Genomic DNA, 16,975 nt, shown 5'->3' with positions numbered 1-16,975 from the left:
AACCAGATCCTCCATAATCTAAATATTGTTAAAAAAAATATAAAATAGAAAACCCGACAACTGTTAAGTCATCGGGTTTGTTTTTATATAAATCTTTTGATTATTGAACTTTTACAGTCCATCCAAAAGTATCTTCAGCAAGTTTGTTCTGAAGATTTGTTAGTTTTTCTTTTAGCAGAGAAGCATATGAATTCTCAATTGGAGCCATTTCATAATAAACATCCTGATAAGAAAATCCTTTGATAACACTTACAACGGCTGCTGTTCCTGCTCCAAAAATTTCTTTTAAAGATCCATTTTTAGCAGCTTCTACCAATTCTGAAACAATAACAGGACGAACTTCTACATTCAGACCTTCTTTTTCAGCCATGGCAATTAAACTTTTTCTAGTGATACCATCTAAAATTCTTTCACTAGTTGGAGCTGTCAATAAAGTATCATTGATTCTAAAGAAAACGTTCATTGTTCCGGCTTCTTCGAGTTTAGTATGCGTTGCATCATCAGTCCAGATTACCTGCTGGAAACCTTCTTTATTAGCCAGGTTTGTTGGGTAAAACTGTGCAGCATAATTTCCTGCCGCTTTTGCAGCTCCAATTCCACCATTAGCAGCTCTACTGTAATGCTCGGCAATAATAACTTTTACTTCACCAGCATAATACGATTGTGCAGGAGAAAGTAAAATCATGAATTTATATTCATCTGAAGGATTTGCAACAACTCCGGGACCTGTAGCAATCATAAACGGACGAATATACATACTGCTTCCGTTTCCTCTTTGAATCCAGTCTTTATCAATTTTTAATAATTCATTCAAACCATCCATAAAAACTGATTCAGGGACTTCCGGCATTGCCATACGAACTGCAGAGTTATTAAAACGCTTGTAGTTTTCATCCGGTCTGAACAACCAAACATCATTATTATCATCCTTGTAAGCTTTCATTCCTTCAAAAATTGCCTGACCATAATGAAAGACTTTAGAAGACGGATCCATTAAAATTGGAGCATAAGGCTTAATGACCGGTGTTTGCCACTCTCCATTTTTAAAATCACATTCGAATAAATGGTCTGTAAATACAGCACCAAAGCTTAAGTTTTCAAAGTCTACACTGCTAATTTTAGAAGAAGTGGCTTTTCTGATTTCAATTTTGCTTGTTTGAGATGTACTCATAATAATGTAAGTTTTACGTAATTTTCATCACAAAAGAAGAATCTTAAAGTGATAATTTGATATAAAATAGAATTTATTGAATGCAAAATTAAGTAAAAATATATAAATTACTTGCCAAAAAACCATTAATTACCTCATTTAACTGCGATTTATTTATCTTACAATAAACTTAAAATTTTAACTGTTTTTTATATGGATTTTATGAAAAAACCTTGATTTTTTAAGGCTTTACGCATTTGTTTTGATTAAATTTGACTTATTCTAAATATTAGAAAGTATCTAAATCGCATTGTAAAGTTCAAAATTAATGGAAAGAGAAATTATAAAAACGCTAGATGGCTCAACTACAATTCATTTAAAAGAATGGGATGAATGTTATCATTCAAAACACGGCGCAATTCAGGAAGCAAAACATGTATTCATAAAAAATGGGCTTTCACTTTTTGAAGATAAACCCGTGAATATTCTCGAAATTGGTTTTGGAACTGGACTAAATGCTTTTATAACTTTTTTGGAAGCAAATCAAAAAAATCAAATCATTGATTATACAGGTGTAGAAGCTTATCCTGTCAATGCCGACGAAGTTTTATCTATGAATTATGTATCTGAGCTTGAAGCGAATCAATTTGAAGAAATTTTCAAGAAAATGCACGAATGCGATTGGAATCAAAAAAATGAAATTAGTCCTAATTATTCATTAACCAAAAGAAAACAATTTTTTGATGAAATAGATGATTTTGAAATTTTTGATTTGATTTACTTTGATGCCTTTGGATACAGAGTACAACCTGAGCTTTGGAGTACCGAAATTTTTCAGAAAATGTACAATAGCTTAAAACCAAATGGTGTTTTAGTAACTTATGCCGCCAGAGGAGTCGTTAAAAGGAGTATGATTGAAGTTGGATTTACCGTTGAAAAATTAGCTGGCCCACCTGGAAAAAGAGAAATGTTCAGAGCTGTAAAATAATTCACACAACATTATTTAGAATAAATCTATATTGATTTATATATATTAAGAAAACGTATTCGTTACCAATATTTTAAAAAAAATAAGTTAAAAAGCTATTTTATATGCGATATTTGATTAAATTTGGTTCGAGTTCAAAAATAGAGATAACCCCCCAAAATCTTATTTTATTATGTCAAAAATGATGTTTGATTACACGAAATCCATACTCGAGAGAGTAAGTTTCGACCCGGTACTTTTTTGTAAAGAATTAGAAAAAGCTATCAAAACACTGTTACCTTACGAAATGGAACAATTGCAAGAATGGTTATTAAACTTCATCGTCGAAAAACCAGAATTAAAAGAATGTTTACTATTAGTTAAAGTATAAAAAATGAGAGACTGTCTAAAAATGACAGTCTTTTTTTTTTGCAGTACTGTTTTGGCTTCATCTTTAAACTAATCTCAATATATTTTGAGAGAGAGGTTGTTTTCTTAAAATAAAAATCAGCAACTATCTGTAAATTTAAGTTCACAAAAAAAGCCTTGAATTACTTCAAGGCTTTAAATTTCTGGGTGGCTGACCGGGTTCGAACCGGCGACCCGCGGCACCACAAACCGCTACTCTAACCAACTGAGCTACAACCACCATTTACTTAAGCTTTCGCTTAGCGGTTGCAAATATATGACAAAGGTTTACTTCTACAAAGAAAAAATTAAAAAAAATCTATCTTTTTTATATCAAATCTCCTAAGCTATTGACAGCCAAACACCTTTCTACAGTAAAACCTTCTGCAAAATCTTTACCAACCAGCCTTCCCAGGTCCTGTGCTCTGTAATTTAGGCTTTCCAGAAAATTTTTGCTTGTGATTGGCGTAGCAGGTTCTTTAGAATCTGGATCATAAAATTGCGTTTTGTAAGCCAGAATTGCCTCTATTTTCTTTTCTTCAAAACCAGTAATATCTACAACAAAATCAGGTACCAGATTTTTCCATTGTATATAATGATACACTACTTTAGGTCTCCAGGCTTCCTGTTTTTCTCCATCCAGTAAAGTTTCAATTTTTACCAGGCCCGATAAAAAACAAGCGTCTGACACCAATTTACTTCCTTTTCCGTGATCAATGTGGCGATCATCAATAGCATTACACAAAACGATTTCAGGCTTATATTTCCGAATCATTTTTATGACCTCTAATTGATGTTTTTCATCATTAGCAAAAAAAGCATCACGCATAGCTAAATTTTCACGTACAACCACTCCTAAAATTTTTGCGGCATCTTTTGCTTCCTGATCTCTTGTTTCTGCTGTTCCACGCGTTCCTAATTCTCCACGTGTCAAATCAACAATACCTACTTTTTTACCAAGCGACACTTCTTTTAAGATTGTTCCGGCACAACCCAATTCTACATCGTCCGGATGTGCACCAAAGGCTAATATATCTAATTTCATAATTTATCAAATTCAATGGAAAAATTCAATGGCAATGGCAATAAGAATTTCAAAAATCAATTCAATCTCAATTTTGAAAACCACAATTGATTCTAACAAAATTCTTAATTCTTAATTCTTAATTCTTAATTCTTAATTCTTAATTCTTTATTCTTTATTCTTTATTCTTTATTCTTTATTCTTAATTCTTTATTCTTTATTCTTTATTCTTTATTCTTTATTCTTTATTCTTAATTCTTTATTCTTTATTCTTTATTCTTTATTCTTTATTCTTTATTCTTTATTCTTTATTCTTTATTCTTAAAACCCTTTTCATTGTCATCGATTTGTTGACACTTTCCTCCCACTCCTTTTCTGGAATACTTTCTTTTGTAATTCCACAGCCCATGTACAAAACGGCTTTGTTTTTCTGAATTTGCATGCTTCGTAGATTTACAAATAAATCAGAACTTATATCATTTCCTGTAAAACTGCTATTTAATTCTCCTAGAAAGCCTGTATAAAAAGTTCTGTCATAATTTTCATTTTCCAAAATAAATGCTTTGGCTTTTTTCTTTGGCAAACCACAAACTGCCGGAGTTGGATGAAGTGTATCGATTACTTCTTCTAAAGTTGATTTTTTATTTAAAACTCCGGAAATATCCGTTTTAATATGCCAGATTGATCCCGCTTTAATACTATAAGGTTCTGTAACCATCACTGAATTTGCAACTTCCCTCAATCGCTTTATAATAAAATCAGTTACATATTGTTGTTCCTCTTTTTCTTTTTGCTCCCAACGAATTTCAGTTTCAGAATTTGCTTTTTGAGTCCCGGCCAAAGCTGTTGTTTCAAAAATATTTCCGTTCGCTTTTAGCAATTGTTCGGGCGTTGCTCCCATCCAGAATCCAATTTTCGGATGAAAAAAACAATAGCAAAAAGTAGTCGGGTATAACTGAACCAAATGCTGGAACGTTGCTACAAAATCCAATTCAGTTACCTCTACAGTTTCACTTCTGGATAAAACTACTTTTTTAAATTCATCATTTTTAATGGCTTCAATTCCTTTTGAAACTAAATCCTGATATTGTTTTTTCGCTTCATGATTCAAATTCAGATCATCAGCTTCAATCGATTCAAATGCCGTTATTTCTTTATCAATACTAATAATTTCCGATTCATTTTCCGGAATTAAAATCAGTTGTTTTTCATCAAAAGAAGCAAAAACAAATCCTTTATCGCTATAATCCGAAACTTTATACAAAATATCATTTTGCTGTAAAATTCCAATAAGATTTGAGCTATTGGGTTTTGAATAAAGTACAAAAGGTAAATTTTGATTGTGATGATGTTTTATTTTGGAAAAAAAAATATTCGTATTCATTACTATTATGCTTTCTTTTTATCCAAAACCATATTCGTCAGTTTGCAAAGCGAAATCAGGTTTCCGGCTTCATCGGTAATTTTAATTTCCCAAAGATGAAGACTTCTTCCTTTATGAATAATGCGGGCTGTACCAAAAACAACTCCCTCACGGATACTTTTTAAGTGATTTGCCGAAATTTCTATTCCACGTACTTCCTGTTCTTTTGCGTTGATAAAAAAATGTGATGCTGCACTGCCTACACTTTCTGCCAGAGCTACCGAAGCACCTCCATGCAAAAGCCCCATTGGCTGATGAACTGAAGGATTTACGGGCATTTTGGCAACTAAAAAATCTTCTCCGGCATCTATATATTCTATTTTTAGCGTTTCCATTAATGTGTTTTTCGAAAACTCATTGCAATACGCTATAATTTGTTCTTTTGTATAATTCATTAAAATCAGCTTTAAAATCGTAAAATTAAAGAAAAGAAAAGATACAAATCAGAAAAAGCAATTCTAAAATTTAAAATCCGCTTTCAACCTATAAGATTTTTGTTATTTTTACAAAAAACAATTCAAATGCGTCATTATTTTGTTCTCTTCATTTTCGGAATACTTTTAGCTGCCAGTTCATGCCGAACTGATTTTGATACCGTTGCCAGTACCGGAGATTTAAAATTTTCAAAAGACACCGTTTATTTAGATACTGTTTTTAAAAATATTGGTTCAAGCACTTATAACCTAAAAGTATACAATCGAAGTAAAGAAGATATCAATATTCCAGTAATTCAACTTAAAAACGGATTAAGTTCAAAATACAGAATGACTGTTGACGGGATGAACGGAAATAATGGTAAAATATTCAACAACATCACCCTATTGGCAAAAGACAGCTTATATATTTTTGTTGAAACTACTGCAGACATTACCGATGCTAATCCAACTGACTTTTTATATACCGATGAAATCCAGTTTGACAGTGGCTCAAACCTTCAAAAAGTAGCTTTGGTAACCCTAATTCAGGACGCTGTTTTTTTATATCCAAAGCAAAATCCAGATGGAACTAAAGAAAAAATTCAAATTGACGGCAAAGATGTTGATGGATTTTTTCTTGACGAAAATGATGAAACAAACGGAAACGAATTACTTTTTACCAAACAAAAACCTTACGTGATTTACGGATATGCAGGAGTTCCAGAAAACAAAACGGTAACTTTTGAAGCTGGGGCAAGAATTCATTTTCATGCCAATTCAGGTCTTTTTGTTGACAAAAATGCTTCCCTGCAAATCAACGGAAACATTTCATCAACCTCTAAACTGGAAAATGAAGTGATTTTTGAAGGAGATCGGTTAGAGCCTGAATTCTCTGACATTCCCGGGCAATGGAATTCGATTATTTTCGCTAATGAAAGTACAAATCATGTTATCAATCATCTCACTTTAAAGAATGCCAAAATTGGTCTGGATATAAGAAATCAGGATCCTACCGCTTTTCAAATTACGAACACACAAATTTACAATTGTTCCAATTATGGAATTCTGGCCCAAAATGCTAAAATTAACGGAGAAAATATCGTTATCAATTATGCCGGTTTAGCAGCTTTATCATGCGTTTACGGAGGTGATTATAAATTTACGCATTGTACATTTAACAACACTTGGTCGGGCGGACAACAATTTGCAGTTAATTTGAGCAACAAACTGGCGGGAGCAACACCCGAAACAAATCCGCTAACTCAGGCTACTTTTAATAATTGCATCATTTATGGTTCGAATACCAACGAATTCAATTTAGACAAAAATAGTAATAGTGCTTTTGTTTACCAGTTAAATAATTGTTTACTGAAATTCGGCAGCACATCAAATCCCGACTATCAATTCGGCACAGATACAGCACATTATAACGCTATTATTTTAAACGAAAACCCGAAGTTTTTTAATGTCAACCTGAATAAACTTAACATTGACAAAACTTCTGCTGCTTTCGCGAAAGGGAATCAGGCATATAGCATTCCGTTGGATATTATTGGAAACACAAGAACTTCACCGCCGGATTTAGGTGCTTATCAAAATAAAGATTTTCCGAAGTAGTTTGAGATTTATGAAATTAACTTTTGCACTAATCATTTTCAATGTATTTTTTATTAATGCATTTGCTCAGAATACAAAAACAATTAAATGTGATTCTATTTATAAAAACAAAGGAATTACAATAAAACTAAAGAATTTTGACACCGAAACAGATGGCTACAACGATGAAAAAAACTCAATTTTAATTATCAGCCAAAAGATAAATAATAAATCTTCTGTTTTAGTAAAAGATTCGATTTTTAGCAGTGCTCAAAAAATCGAATTCCAAGATTTCAATTATGACGGAATAAAAGATATTTTGATTCAGAATATTTCTGATGTAAGAAGCAATTGGACCTATAATTTGTATCTCTACAATTCTAAAACAAGCGATTTTATAAAAATCATTGGTTTTGAAGAAATCAAAAACCCGACATACAATGTAAAATATAATATTGTAGAAAGTTATGCTACATCTGGTCAAGATTGGGTTTCCTTTTACAAAATAAAAAAGAACCGCATTTACGATTATGGCATCACAATAGTTGATGATCACGGAAAGAATTTTGAAAAAGAATACCAGAAAGCCATAAAAAAGATTTCAGCAAAAAAGTAAACCTCACACCTTCATTTTTTACAGCTAAAAAAATGATCGTAAGAAAATATACCCAAAATTAAACATCGCTTAACACTGTGTATTCATAAAAATAGTAAATTTGGCAAATTAAAACTTTAACAACCAATATATTAAAGAATTAATTTTAATCATTACCCAAATTAACCTTAAACTTTTTTTTATGAAAAAACTCTACTCCTTTTCATTATTACTATGCGTTACATTCGGTTTTGCTCAAATCCCTTCAGGTTATTACAACACTGCAACGGGAACCGGATATACTTTGAAAACACAATTGTACAACATTATTAAAGGTCATACCAACAATGGTTATGCTGGACTTTATACGACTTATTTAACTTCTGACGTCGATAATTTTTACGAAAACGACGGAACAATTTTAGATATGTATTCTGAAAATCCATCAGGCACAGATCCTTACAATTACACTACCGGAACAACACAACGATGTGGCAGTTATTCTGTTGAAGGTGATTGTTACAACAGAGAGCATATTATTCCGCAATCGGTTTTTAATGAAGCATCACCAATGGTTGCCGATGCGCATTTTATTACACCAACTGACGGAAAAGTAAACGGGATTCGTTCTAATTATCCACACGGAACTGTAAATTCAGCTACTTATACCTCTCAAAACGGAAGCAAATTAGGATCAAGTTCTGTATCCGGTTATTCAGGAACTGTTTTTGAACCCGTAAACGCTTTTAAAGGCGATATTGCCAGAATGTATTTTTATTTTGCGACACGATATGAAAACACAGTCACAGGTTATTCCTTTCCAATGTTTGACGGTTCAAGCAATAAAGTATTTACAACTGCTTTTTTAAATGTTCTTTTAGCCTGGCACACGCAGGATCCTGTGAGCGCAAGAGAAATTGCCAGAAACAATGCTATTTATGCACGTCAGAACAACAGAAACCCATTTATCGACCATCCGGAATATGTAAACCAAATTTGGGGAGGAACTGCTCCTTCCGGAGACACTCAGGCACCAACTGCCCCGGCGAGTTTGGCTTCGACTTCAAAAACTTCGACTACTATTTCACTTTCGTGGAATGCCTCTACAGATAATGTTGCCGTTACAGGTTATGATGTTTATGCAAACAGCATTTTAAAAACCACGGTTTCTGGAACAACAGCTACAATTACTGGTTTAACAGCTTCTACAAGTTATTCTATTTATATAAAAGCAAAAGATTCTGCAGGAAATGCTTCTGCATCAAGTAGTACGATTGCCGTTACAACAAACAGCAGCGGCACTGGCGGAACAGCAACAGATTTGCTTTTCTCTGAATACATTGAAGGTTCCGGAAATAACAAAGCTTTAGAAATTGCCAACAATACAGGAAGTTCCGTAAGCTTATCTGCTTATACTATCAAAAAACAAACGAATGGTGCAGGTTCCTGGAGTACTGGCTTAGCTTTAAGCGGAACTTTAGCAACCGGAAGCAAATTTGTAATTGTAAACAGTTCTATTTCTTCAAGTTGTTTTTCTGTCAGCTCGGCTAATATTTCAACAACAGCTACTGAATTGACTTTTAATGGAAATGATGCTGTTGGTTTATTCAAAAATGGTACTTTAATTGACATCATCGGAACTTTTAGCGGAGGAACAGCCAATTTTGCTATAGATGTAACTTTAAGAAGAAAATCGACTGTAACTTCTCCAAGCACTACTTTTAATTTGAGTTCACAATGGGATTCATTTTCATCAGATACATGTAATAACTTAGCCAGTAAAAAAGCAAAGCCAACTGCAATTGAAGAAGAAGAAATTGTTTCAGATTCAGATAACATTATAATTTACCCAAACCCTTCTAACGGAAATTTCAACATTGTTTTAGATAATTCTGCTGCTACCTATTCAGTAGAGATTCTTTCTATCACTGGTTTAAAAGTATTTGAAAAATCCGACTTAACAGATGCTGTAATTTCAATAGATCATCTTTCGAAAGGAACTTATATTATAAAAATTACAAAAGAATCAAAAACAATTAATAAAAAGATCATAATCAAATAATTAGATCTTAATTTCAAAAAAAATATAACAAAAAATATTTTTATTAAAGTTTTCATAACTTATATGTAGATTTGGTAGACTAATTTTGAATCCTAGTATACATTTTATTACAGTAAACAAACCAATATTTTATGAGGAAATTTTACATTCTGTTCTTTACGCTTTATGCTGTTTTTTGTTCAGCCCAGGCACCAGCCAATTATTATTCTACAGCTACAGGAACAGGTTACACCCTAAAAACCCAATTGTACAATATCATTAAAGACCACACAGATAACGGTTATTCAGGCTTATATGTTACTTATCAGACATCTGATATTGATAATTTTTATGAAAATGACGGATCAATACTAGATATGTATTCTGAAAATCCTAACGGAAATGATCCTTATACTTACAGTGCAGGTGCCACACAAAGATGCGGATCAGCCGGATATACAAATGAAGGAGACTGCTACAACAGAGAACACATTATTCCGCAATCTGTATTTGACGAAAAAGCACCGATGGTTTCAGATGCTCATTTTATAACTCCAACTGATGGAAAAGTAAATGGAGTGCGATCTAATTATCCGCATTCGGTTGTAGCAACACCAACTGAAACAAGTTTAAACGGAAGCAAATTAGGAGCAAGTACAACTGCAGGTTATTCGGGACTCGTTTTTGAACCAATAGATGAATTTAAAGGTGACATTGCCAGAATGTATTTTTATTTTGCAACACGTTACGAAAATACTGTTGCAGGTTATTCATATCCTATGTTTAATGGTAGTTCGAACAAAGTTTTTACTCCTGCATTTTTAAGTCAGCTTCTTGCCTGGCACAATCAGGATCCGGTAAGCGCACGCGAAATAGCGCGTAATAATGCTATCTATGCACGCCAGAACAATCGTAATCCTTATATTGATCATCCCGAATATGTTGCTGCTGTCTGGACTACAGAAGCAGATGATACAACTGTTCCAACTGCACCGACTAATTTAGCTGTAGCATCCAGCACTTCTAATTCAATTAATTTAACATGGTCGGCTGCGACAGATAACGTAGCTGTTACTGGATATGCTGTATATGTTAATTCGGTTTTTAAACAAAACGAAACCGGACTGAGTGCGACAATTACGGGACTTACCCCTTCTACCTCTTATAATTTTTATGTAGTTGCCAGAGATGCTTCTAATAACACATCAGTTCCAAGTTCAACTGTGAACGGAGTTACAGCAGCCTCAACCGGAGGAGGAAATACAGGCTCTGAAATTTTCTTTTCAGAATATATAGAAGGCAGCAGCAATAACAAAATATTAGAAATATCGAATTTCACCGGCTCTGCAATAAATTTATCAGATTATTCAATTAAAAAACAATCAAATGGTGCCGGAGCATGGGGATCCGGATTAGCCCTAACCGGAACAATTAATGATGGTGCTTCTTATGTAATTGCTTATAATCTAGCAGCGACAAGCTGTTATAATATAGCTGATGCTAACCTATCAAGCAACAGCACTGATCTTCAATACAATGGTAATGACCCAATAGGATTATTTAAAAATAATGTCCTGATTGACATTATCGGAACTTTTAACGGAGGATCTCCAAACTTTGCGATAGATGAAACATTAAGAAGAAAACCGACTGTAACAGGACCAAATACTATTTTCAACAAAAGTGGAGAATGGGATGTCTATACTAAAGACACTTGTTCCGGACTTGGAAGTCATGCGGTAACATTGTCAAATGAAGAATTTAATGCCGCTGAATTTTCAATTTATCCAAATCCGGTAACACACCAATTCACAATTAACTTTAAAGATAGTAGTGATGAATCTTTTTCAATAGCTATTTATTCTTTATTAGGTCAAAAGGTTTTTGAAAGACAAAATACTAACACTAAAATAGTTGAAGTTCAAAGTTTTTCAAAAGGGACTTATATTATAAAAATTACAAAAGACTCAAAAACACTGGCTAAAAAATTAATAATCAATTAATAAAAATCACGTGATACAGAATTAAAAAGCGACAAAATTGTCGCTTTTTTTTTTGAGTTGAATTGACTAAATTTGCACCTCAAAACAACAAACTACACAAATGATCCATTTCTTTGAAAACCAAAGCAAAACTGTTTTTGTCGTACAAACGCAAAACGAAATTTCAGCTCAAGACATTTCAAAATTAAACTGGCTTTTTGCCGACGCAAATAAGATAGAAAAATCTGCATTGACAGGATTTTTTGTTGGTCCGCGTGCTACAATGATCACTCCCTGGAGTACAAATGCTGTAGAAATCACTCAAAATATGGGTGTTCCGGGCATTATCAGAATTGAAGAATTTCATCCTGCAACGGAAAATTTTACTGATTTTGACCCAATGCTTTTTCAAAAATTCAATGAATTAGATCAGGAAATCTTCACTATCAACATTCAGCCGGAACCAATTCTGGAAATTGATGATATTGCTACTTACAATAAAGTAGAAGGTTTAGCTTTAAGCGAAGAAGAAGTAGAATATTTAAATAATCTTTCAACTAAACTAGAAAGAAAGTTAACTGACTCTGAGATTTTTGCTTTCTCACAGGCGAATTCAGAACACTGCCGTCACAAAATTTTCAACGGAACTTTTGTTATTGACGGTGAAGAAAAAGAGACTTCTCTTTTCAAATTAATCAAAAAAACATCTCAGGAAAATCCTAACGATATTGTGTCTGCTTACAAAGATAACGTTGCTTTTGTAAAAGGACCAAAAGTGCAGCAATTTGCACCAAAATCTGCTGATAAACCAGATTTTTATGAAGTAAAAGAATTTGATTCGGTTATCTCTTTAAAAGCCGAAACGCACAATTTCCCAACAACTGTAGAACCGTTTAATGGAGCTGCAACTGGATCTGGAGGAGAAATTCGTGACCGTTTAGCTGGTGGACAAGGTTCATTGCCATTAGCTGGAACTGCTGTTTATATGACTTCATATTCTCGTTTGAATGATGACAGAAAATGGGAAAATGCAGTTGAAGAAAGAAAATGGTTGTACCAAACACCAATGGATATTTTAATCAAAGCTTCAAACGGAGCTTCTGATTTCGGAAATAAATTTGGTCAGCCGTTAATTACAGGTTCGGTTTTAACTTTCGAACATTCAGAAAATGACCGTAAAATTGGTTACGATAAAGTAATCATGCAGGCGGGAGGAATTGGTTACGGAAAACTGGATCAATCAATTAAAAAGAAACCACAAGAGGGCGATAAAATCGTAATCTTAGGTGGAGAAAATTATAGAATCGGAATGGGTGGTGCTGCGGTTTCTTCTGCAGATACAGGAGCTTTTGGTTCAGGAATCGAATTAAATGCGATTCAGCGTTCAAACCCTGAAATGCAAAAACGTGCTGCAAATGCAATCCGCGGATTAGTAGAAAGCGACAATAACCCAATTGTTTCAATTCACGATCACGGTGCTGGTGGACACTTAAATTGTCTTTCTGAATTGGTGGAAGAAACGGGTGGTTTGATCGATTTGGATAAATTACCGGTTGGAGACCCTACTCTTTCTGCAAAAGAAATTATCGGTAACGAATCTCAGGAAAGAATGGGATTGGTTATTGGTCAAAAAGATATTGATACATTACAAAGAATTGCCGACAGAGAGCGTTCACCAATGTATCAGGTTGGAGATGTAACGGGAGATCACCGTTTTACTTTTCAGTCAAAATCAAATGGTTCAAAACCGATGGATTATGCTTTGGAAGATTTCTTTGGAAGTTCTCCAAAAACGGTTATGACAGATAAAACTATCGATAGAAAATATGCTGATGTTGCTTATTTAGCAAATGACTTCGAAAGTTATTTAAAAGACGTTTTACGTTTAGAAGCGGTTGCTTCAAAAGACTGGTTGACTAACAAAGTGGATCGTTGTGTTGGAGGAAAAGTTGCTAAACAACAAAATGCTGGACCGTTACAATTGCCTTTGAATAATGTTGGAGTTATGGCTCTTGATTATTTAGGAAAAGAAGGAATTGCAACTTCTATTGGGCACGCTCCTATCGCTGCTTTGATTGATCCGGTTGCGGGAAGTAGAAATGCTATCGCAGAATCGTTATCAAACATTGTTTGGGCGCCAATTAAAGATGGTTTAAAAGGAATTTCATTATCTGCAAACTGGATGTGGGCTTGTAAAAATGAAGGTGAAGACGCTCGTTTATATGCTGCTGTTGAAGGCTGTTCAGAATTTGCAATCGAATTAGGAATCAATATTCCAACAGGAAAAGATTCACTTTCGATGAAACAAAAATATCCAAACGACGAAGTAATTGCACCGGGAACGGTTATTATTTCGGCTGGAGGAAATTGTACAGATATTAGAAAAGTAGTTGAACCGGTTTTACAGAAAAACGGAGATTCAATTTATTACATCAATTTGTCTCAGGATGATTTCAAATTGGGAGGTTCCTCTTTTGCACAAATCAGAAACACCATCGGAAACGAAACTTCTACGATTAAAGACGCATCTTTCTTCAAAAATGCATTTAATACGGTTCAGGAATTAATCGGCGAAAGCCAAATTTTAGCAGGTCACGATATCGGAAGCGGTGGTTTAATCACAACTTTATTAGAATTGTGTTTTGCTGATGTTAATCTTGGAGCAAAAATTGATTTCAGCGCTTTCGCGGAAAAAGACTTATTGAAAATCCTTTTCGCTGAAAACATCGGAATCGTTTTCCAGGCAAAATCGGATGCAGCTGTTGAAGCTAAATTAAATGCGAACAATATCGAATTCTTCAAAATTGGTTCAGTTCAACAAACTGCAGTTTTAGACCTTGGACTTTGGACTTTAGACATTCCGACTTATAGAGATATCTGGTTCGAAACTTCATATTTATTAGACCAAAAACAATCTAAAAACGGAACTGCAAAAGCTCGTTTTGAAAACTATAAAAATCAGGCTTTAAATTATACTTTCCCTGCACATTTTACTGGAAAAGCGCCTGTAATTGACGCTTCTAAAGCAAGACCAAAAGCTGCTATTATCCGTGAAAAAGGAAGTAATTCTGAGCGTGAAATGGCAAATGCAATGTACCTGGCAGGTTTCGACGTAAAAGACGTTCACATGACGGATTTAATTTCGGGCCGTGAAACATTGGAAGATATTCAGTTTATCGGAGCAGTTGGAGGTTTCTCTAACTCTGATGTTCTAGGTTCTGCTAAAGGCTGGGCCGGAGCATTTTTATACAACGAAAAAGCAAAAACAGCTTTGGATAATTTCTTTAAAAGAGAAGATACTTTATCTGTTGGAATTTGTAACGGTTGCCAGTTGTTTATGGAATTAGAAGTGATCAATCCGGAGCATGAAGTTCACGGAAAAATGCACCATAACGAAAGTAACAAACACGAAAGTATCTTTACTTCTGTAAAAGTTCAGGAGAATAACTCGGTTATGTTATCGACACTGGCTGGAAGCACTTTAGGAGTTTGGGTTTCTCACGGAGAAGGTAAATTTAAATTACCTCTTGCCGAAGAAAACTACAACATTGTTTCTAAATATGCTTATGAAGGTTATCCGGCAAACCCGAACGGTTCTGATTACAACACCGCAATGCTATGTGACAAAACCGGAAGACATTTGGTGATGATGCCTCATATTGAGCGTTCGACTTTCCAATGGAACTGGGCGCATTATCCAAAAGACAGAAATGATGAGGTTTCACCTTGGCATGAAGCCTTTGTGAATGCAAGAAAATGGATTGAGAAAAACTAAATTTAGTTTTCATTATATAGACAGCCTCAGCAATATGTATTGCTGAGGTTTTTTTTTAAAAGAACTATTTTATTTTTGCTTATATATTTTCAAATATTTTTTTTGGGTTAATTAAAAATAAACCGTTATTTTCTTTCAAAAATTAAAGTATATTAGCTAAATAAATGCCCCCCCTCTTTAAAATAAGTTCCAAAACGTAAAACCTAAGTAAAATGAAAACGCTCAAAACATTCCTTTTTATCTTATTTTTTGTTACTATAAAATCACATTCACAAGTTCAGGTTGATCAAATCGTATATAAATCAAAAGAACATTATATTACCAATACTCTTCCTTATCATATTACCGGTACATTCTTGCCTGCAGACAAAAAAGAGCCAAGCACGGTTTTAAATGAAGACGGAACCGGAGTGATACAATATGACGATCTGACCAAGAAAAAAATAAATTGGGGCATAGAATGCAATTGGGAAGGTACTGCCATACTGAAGGAAGGATACAACAGCGCTTCGTATACATTTTGGTACAGAACGGAAGACAGCGACGAATGGATGTATAGCCAGTTTTCTATTCATTTTGCTAAGAAAAAAATGTTTTTGATGGGCGAAAGAATAAAAATTTACGAGGATTACAACGTGCAATAAAGGCTTTGACCACTTAAAATCAGCTTATAAGATTTTTTATTTTTTCAATTGTTAGTAATCCCTAATTTAAGTAGTTAGTAACAGATGAGCTCTAGCGAGTTTGTCTACTTACAACTGTTGATCTTTCTTTGCCGGCACGGAAAAAATTTCCGCACTATCGTTGTGCATATCTGGGCGATCTGGGTTTCTGCCTCATACGCTACTCAAAAATTAGTTTCAAAGTATATCTTATTCTTTTTCATAATGGGAAGATTTTAAATTCACTAGCGAAATTCCACTCTTTCAAAAGGATAAACTATTCCAGATTTGGATATACTATCTGACAAAGGGATATTTTACGGATATTTTTTTATCTTTGAAATTCAGACTTTTTAATGCAGATGGCTTTATCTTTGAGCCTTCAGAAAACTAACACTCATTATGGAACAGAAAATTCATCAGGGAAGAAACGTTAAACGCTTCAGAGAAATGCTTAATATAAAGCAGGAGGCATTGGCTTATGATCTGGGAGAAGACTGGAATCAGAAAAAAATTTCTATGCTGGAGCAGAAAGATGTTATTGAAGACAAACTGCTTAAACAAATCTCTGCTATATTGAAAATTCCTGTTGAAGCTTTTCAGAATTTTGATGAGGAACAGGCGGTAAATATTATTTCGAATACGTTTAATATTGAAAAAGAGGCTTACATAGGTAACGCTAAGCCTGTATTTAACATCAATCCATTGGACGAATTAAAAAAACTTCACGAAGAAAAAATTGCGTTATATGAGCGTATGCTGAAAGAGAAGGATGAAATGATGGCGAGGCTTGAAAAGCTAATCAGTAAATAACCCCTTGTTTTTCGAAGTATTCTTTACTCACGTTGTTCATGTTTGTCAAGTGCTTGGTGTCTACTTACAACAGTTAACCATTTTATAAAGTATACTAAAATAAGTTTGATATAAAAGTAAACC

General features: G+C 33.9%; 13 protein-coding genes and 1 tRNA gene. 9 read left to right on the top strand and 5 right to left on the bottom strand.

Translation table 11 applies throughout. The features are described from left to right. Positions 1–100 precede the first annotated feature (100 nt). Positions 101–1,171 (bottom strand): branched-chain amino acid aminotransferase, encoded by a 1,071-nt coding sequence (locus BXU10_RS04890; protein ID WP_078226359.1) that lies wholly within the window; start codon positions 1,169–1,171, stop codon positions 101–103. Positions 1,172–1,478: 307 nt separating this feature from the next. Here BXU10_RS04890 and mnmD point away from each other — a divergent pair, with 307 nt between their 5' ends. Both mnmD and BXU10_RS04880 read left to right on the top strand, forming a co-directional pair. Then, on the top strand, positions 1,479–2,138 hold the full coding sequence (gene mnmD, locus BXU10_RS04885; RefSeq protein WP_078226358.1) for a tRNA (5-methylaminomethyl-2-thiouridine)(34)-methyltransferase MnmD: 660 nt from the start codon (positions 1,479–1,481) through the stop codon (positions 2,136–2,138). Between the two features lie 172 nt (positions 2,139–2,310). Further along, positions 2,311–2,508, top strand: a complete 198-nt coding sequence (locus BXU10_RS04880; protein ID WP_031457182.1) for a hypothetical protein — start codon at positions 2,311–2,313, stop codon at positions 2,506–2,508. 184 nt (positions 2,509–2,692) lie between these two features. Here BXU10_RS04880 and BXU10_RS04875 read toward each other — a convergent pair. The 4 genes from BXU10_RS04875 to BXU10_RS04860 all read right to left on the bottom strand — a co-directional run bounded on the left by BXU10_RS04875 (position 2,693) and on the right by BXU10_RS04860 (position 5,367). Further along, positions 2,693–2,766 (bottom strand) — tRNA-His (locus tag BXU10_RS04875). An 87-nt stretch (positions 2,767–2,853) separates the two neighbouring features. Next, the gene (gene bshB1 / locus BXU10_RS04870) at positions 2,854–3,570 is read right to left on the bottom strand and encodes a bacillithiol biosynthesis deacetylase BshB1 (protein ID WP_078226357.1); all 717 of its coding nucleotides are present in this window, start codon (positions 3,568–3,570) and stop codon (positions 2,854–2,856) included. A 280-nt stretch (positions 3,571–3,850) separates the two neighbouring features. Beyond that, positions 3,851–4,933 carry a chorismate-binding protein gene (locus BXU10_RS04865; RefSeq protein WP_078226356.1) on the bottom strand — a complete coding sequence of 361 codons (1,083 nt, stop codon included), beginning with the start codon at positions 4,931–4,933 and terminating at the stop codon, positions 3,851–3,853. A 5-nt stretch (positions 4,934–4,938) separates the two neighbouring features. Next, the gene (locus BXU10_RS04860; RefSeq protein WP_078226355.1) at positions 4,939–5,367 is read right to left on the bottom strand and encodes a PaaI family thioesterase; all 429 of its coding nucleotides are present in this window, start codon (positions 5,365–5,367) and stop codon (positions 4,939–4,941) included. A gap of 126 nt (positions 5,368–5,493) precedes the next feature. On the opposite strand from BXU10_RS04860, the gene BXU10_RS04855 reads away from it, so the two are divergent. The 7 genes from BXU10_RS04855 (at position 5,494) to BXU10_RS04825 (ending at position 16,852) form a co-directional block, all read left to right on the top strand. Continuing rightward, positions 5,494–7,005: a hypothetical protein gene (locus BXU10_RS04855; RefSeq protein WP_078226354.1), complete on the top strand. Its 1,512-nt coding sequence runs from the start codon at positions 5,494–5,496 to the stop codon at positions 7,003–7,005. 10 nt (positions 7,006–7,015) lie between these two features. After that, the gene (locus BXU10_RS04850) at positions 7,016–7,600 is read left to right on the top strand and encodes a hypothetical protein (protein WP_031457187.1); all 585 of its coding nucleotides are present in this window, start codon (positions 7,016–7,018) and stop codon (positions 7,598–7,600) included. 181 nt (positions 7,601–7,781) lie between these two features. Beyond that, entirely contained in the window at positions 7,782–9,641 is a 1,860-nt protein-coding gene (locus BXU10_RS04845; protein WP_078226353.1) for an endonuclease, read from the top strand. A gap of 131 nt (positions 9,642–9,772) precedes the next feature. Next, positions 9,773–11,623 (top strand): endonuclease, encoded by a 1,851-nt coding sequence (locus BXU10_RS04840; RefSeq protein ID WP_078226352.1) that lies wholly within the window; start codon positions 9,773–9,775, stop codon positions 11,621–11,623. A gap of 100 nt (positions 11,624–11,723) precedes the next feature. Beyond that, complete coding sequence (purL, locus tag BXU10_RS04835) at positions 11,724–15,377, top strand: phosphoribosylformylglycinamidine synthase (RefSeq protein WP_078226351.1); 3,654 nt, start codon at positions 11,724–11,726, stop codon at positions 15,375–15,377. A 212-nt stretch (positions 15,378–15,589) separates the two neighbouring features. Further along, on the top strand, positions 15,590–16,021 hold the full coding sequence (locus BXU10_RS04830; protein ID WP_078226350.1) for a hypothetical protein: 432 nt from the start codon (positions 15,590–15,592) through the stop codon (positions 16,019–16,021). 420 nt (positions 16,022–16,441) lie between these two features. Beyond that, positions 16,442–16,852: a helix-turn-helix domain-containing protein gene (locus BXU10_RS04825; RefSeq protein WP_078226349.1), complete on the top strand. Its 411-nt coding sequence runs from the start codon at positions 16,442–16,444 to the stop codon at positions 16,850–16,852. Positions 16,853–16,975: the final 123 nt, after the last annotated feature.

It is taken from the genome of Flavobacterium sp. LM4, assembly GCF_002017935.1.
Taxonomy (GTDB): Bacteria; Bacteroidota; Bacteroidia; order Flavobacteriales; family Flavobacteriaceae; genus Flavobacterium; species Flavobacterium chungangense.
This window is presented reverse-complemented; position numbering and strand designations above follow the sequence as displayed.

Bases quoted from the DNA above. Each gene is read 5' to 3' on its own strand.
- BXU10_RS04890 (WP_078226359.1), bottom strand. From the start codon at position 1,171: ATGAGTACATCTCAAACAAGCAAAATTGAAATCAGAAAAGCCACTTCT.
- mnmD (WP_078226358.1), top strand. From the start codon at position 1,479: ATGGAAAGAGAAATTATAAAAACGCTAGATGGCTCAACTACAATTCAT.
- BXU10_RS04880 (WP_031457182.1), top strand. From the start codon at position 2,311: ATGTCAAAAATGATGTTTGATTACACGAAATCCATACTCGAGAGAGTA.
- bshB1 (WP_078226357.1), bottom strand. From the start codon at position 3,570: ATGAAATTAGATATATTAGCCTTTGGTGCACATCCGGACGATGTAGAA.
- BXU10_RS04865 (WP_078226356.1), bottom strand. From the start codon at position 4,933: ATGAATACGAATATTTTTTTTTCCAAAATAAAACATCATCACAATCAA.
- BXU10_RS04860 (WP_078226355.1), bottom strand. From the start codon at position 5,367: ATGAATTATACAAAAGAACAAATTATAGCGTATTGCAATGAGTTTTCG.
- BXU10_RS04855 (WP_078226354.1), top strand. From the start codon at position 5,494: ATGCGTCATTATTTTGTTCTCTTCATTTTCGGAATACTTTTAGCTGCC.
- BXU10_RS04850 (WP_031457187.1), top strand. From the start codon at position 7,016: ATGAAATTAACTTTTGCACTAATCATTTTCAATGTATTTTTTATTAAT.
- BXU10_RS04845 (WP_078226353.1), top strand. From the start codon at position 7,782: ATGAAAAAACTCTACTCCTTTTCATTATTACTATGCGTTACATTCGGT.
- BXU10_RS04840 (WP_078226352.1), top strand. From the start codon at position 9,773: ATGAGGAAATTTTACATTCTGTTCTTTACGCTTTATGCTGTTTTTTGT.
- purL (WP_078226351.1), top strand. From the start codon at position 11,724: ATGATCCATTTCTTTGAAAACCAAAGCAAAACTGTTTTTGTCGTACAA.
- BXU10_RS04830 (WP_078226350.1), top strand. From the start codon at position 15,590: ATGAAAACGCTCAAAACATTCCTTTTTATCTTATTTTTTGTTACTATA.
- BXU10_RS04825 (WP_078226349.1), top strand. From the start codon at position 16,442: ATGGAACAGAAAATTCATCAGGGAAGAAACGTTAAACGCTTCAGAGAA.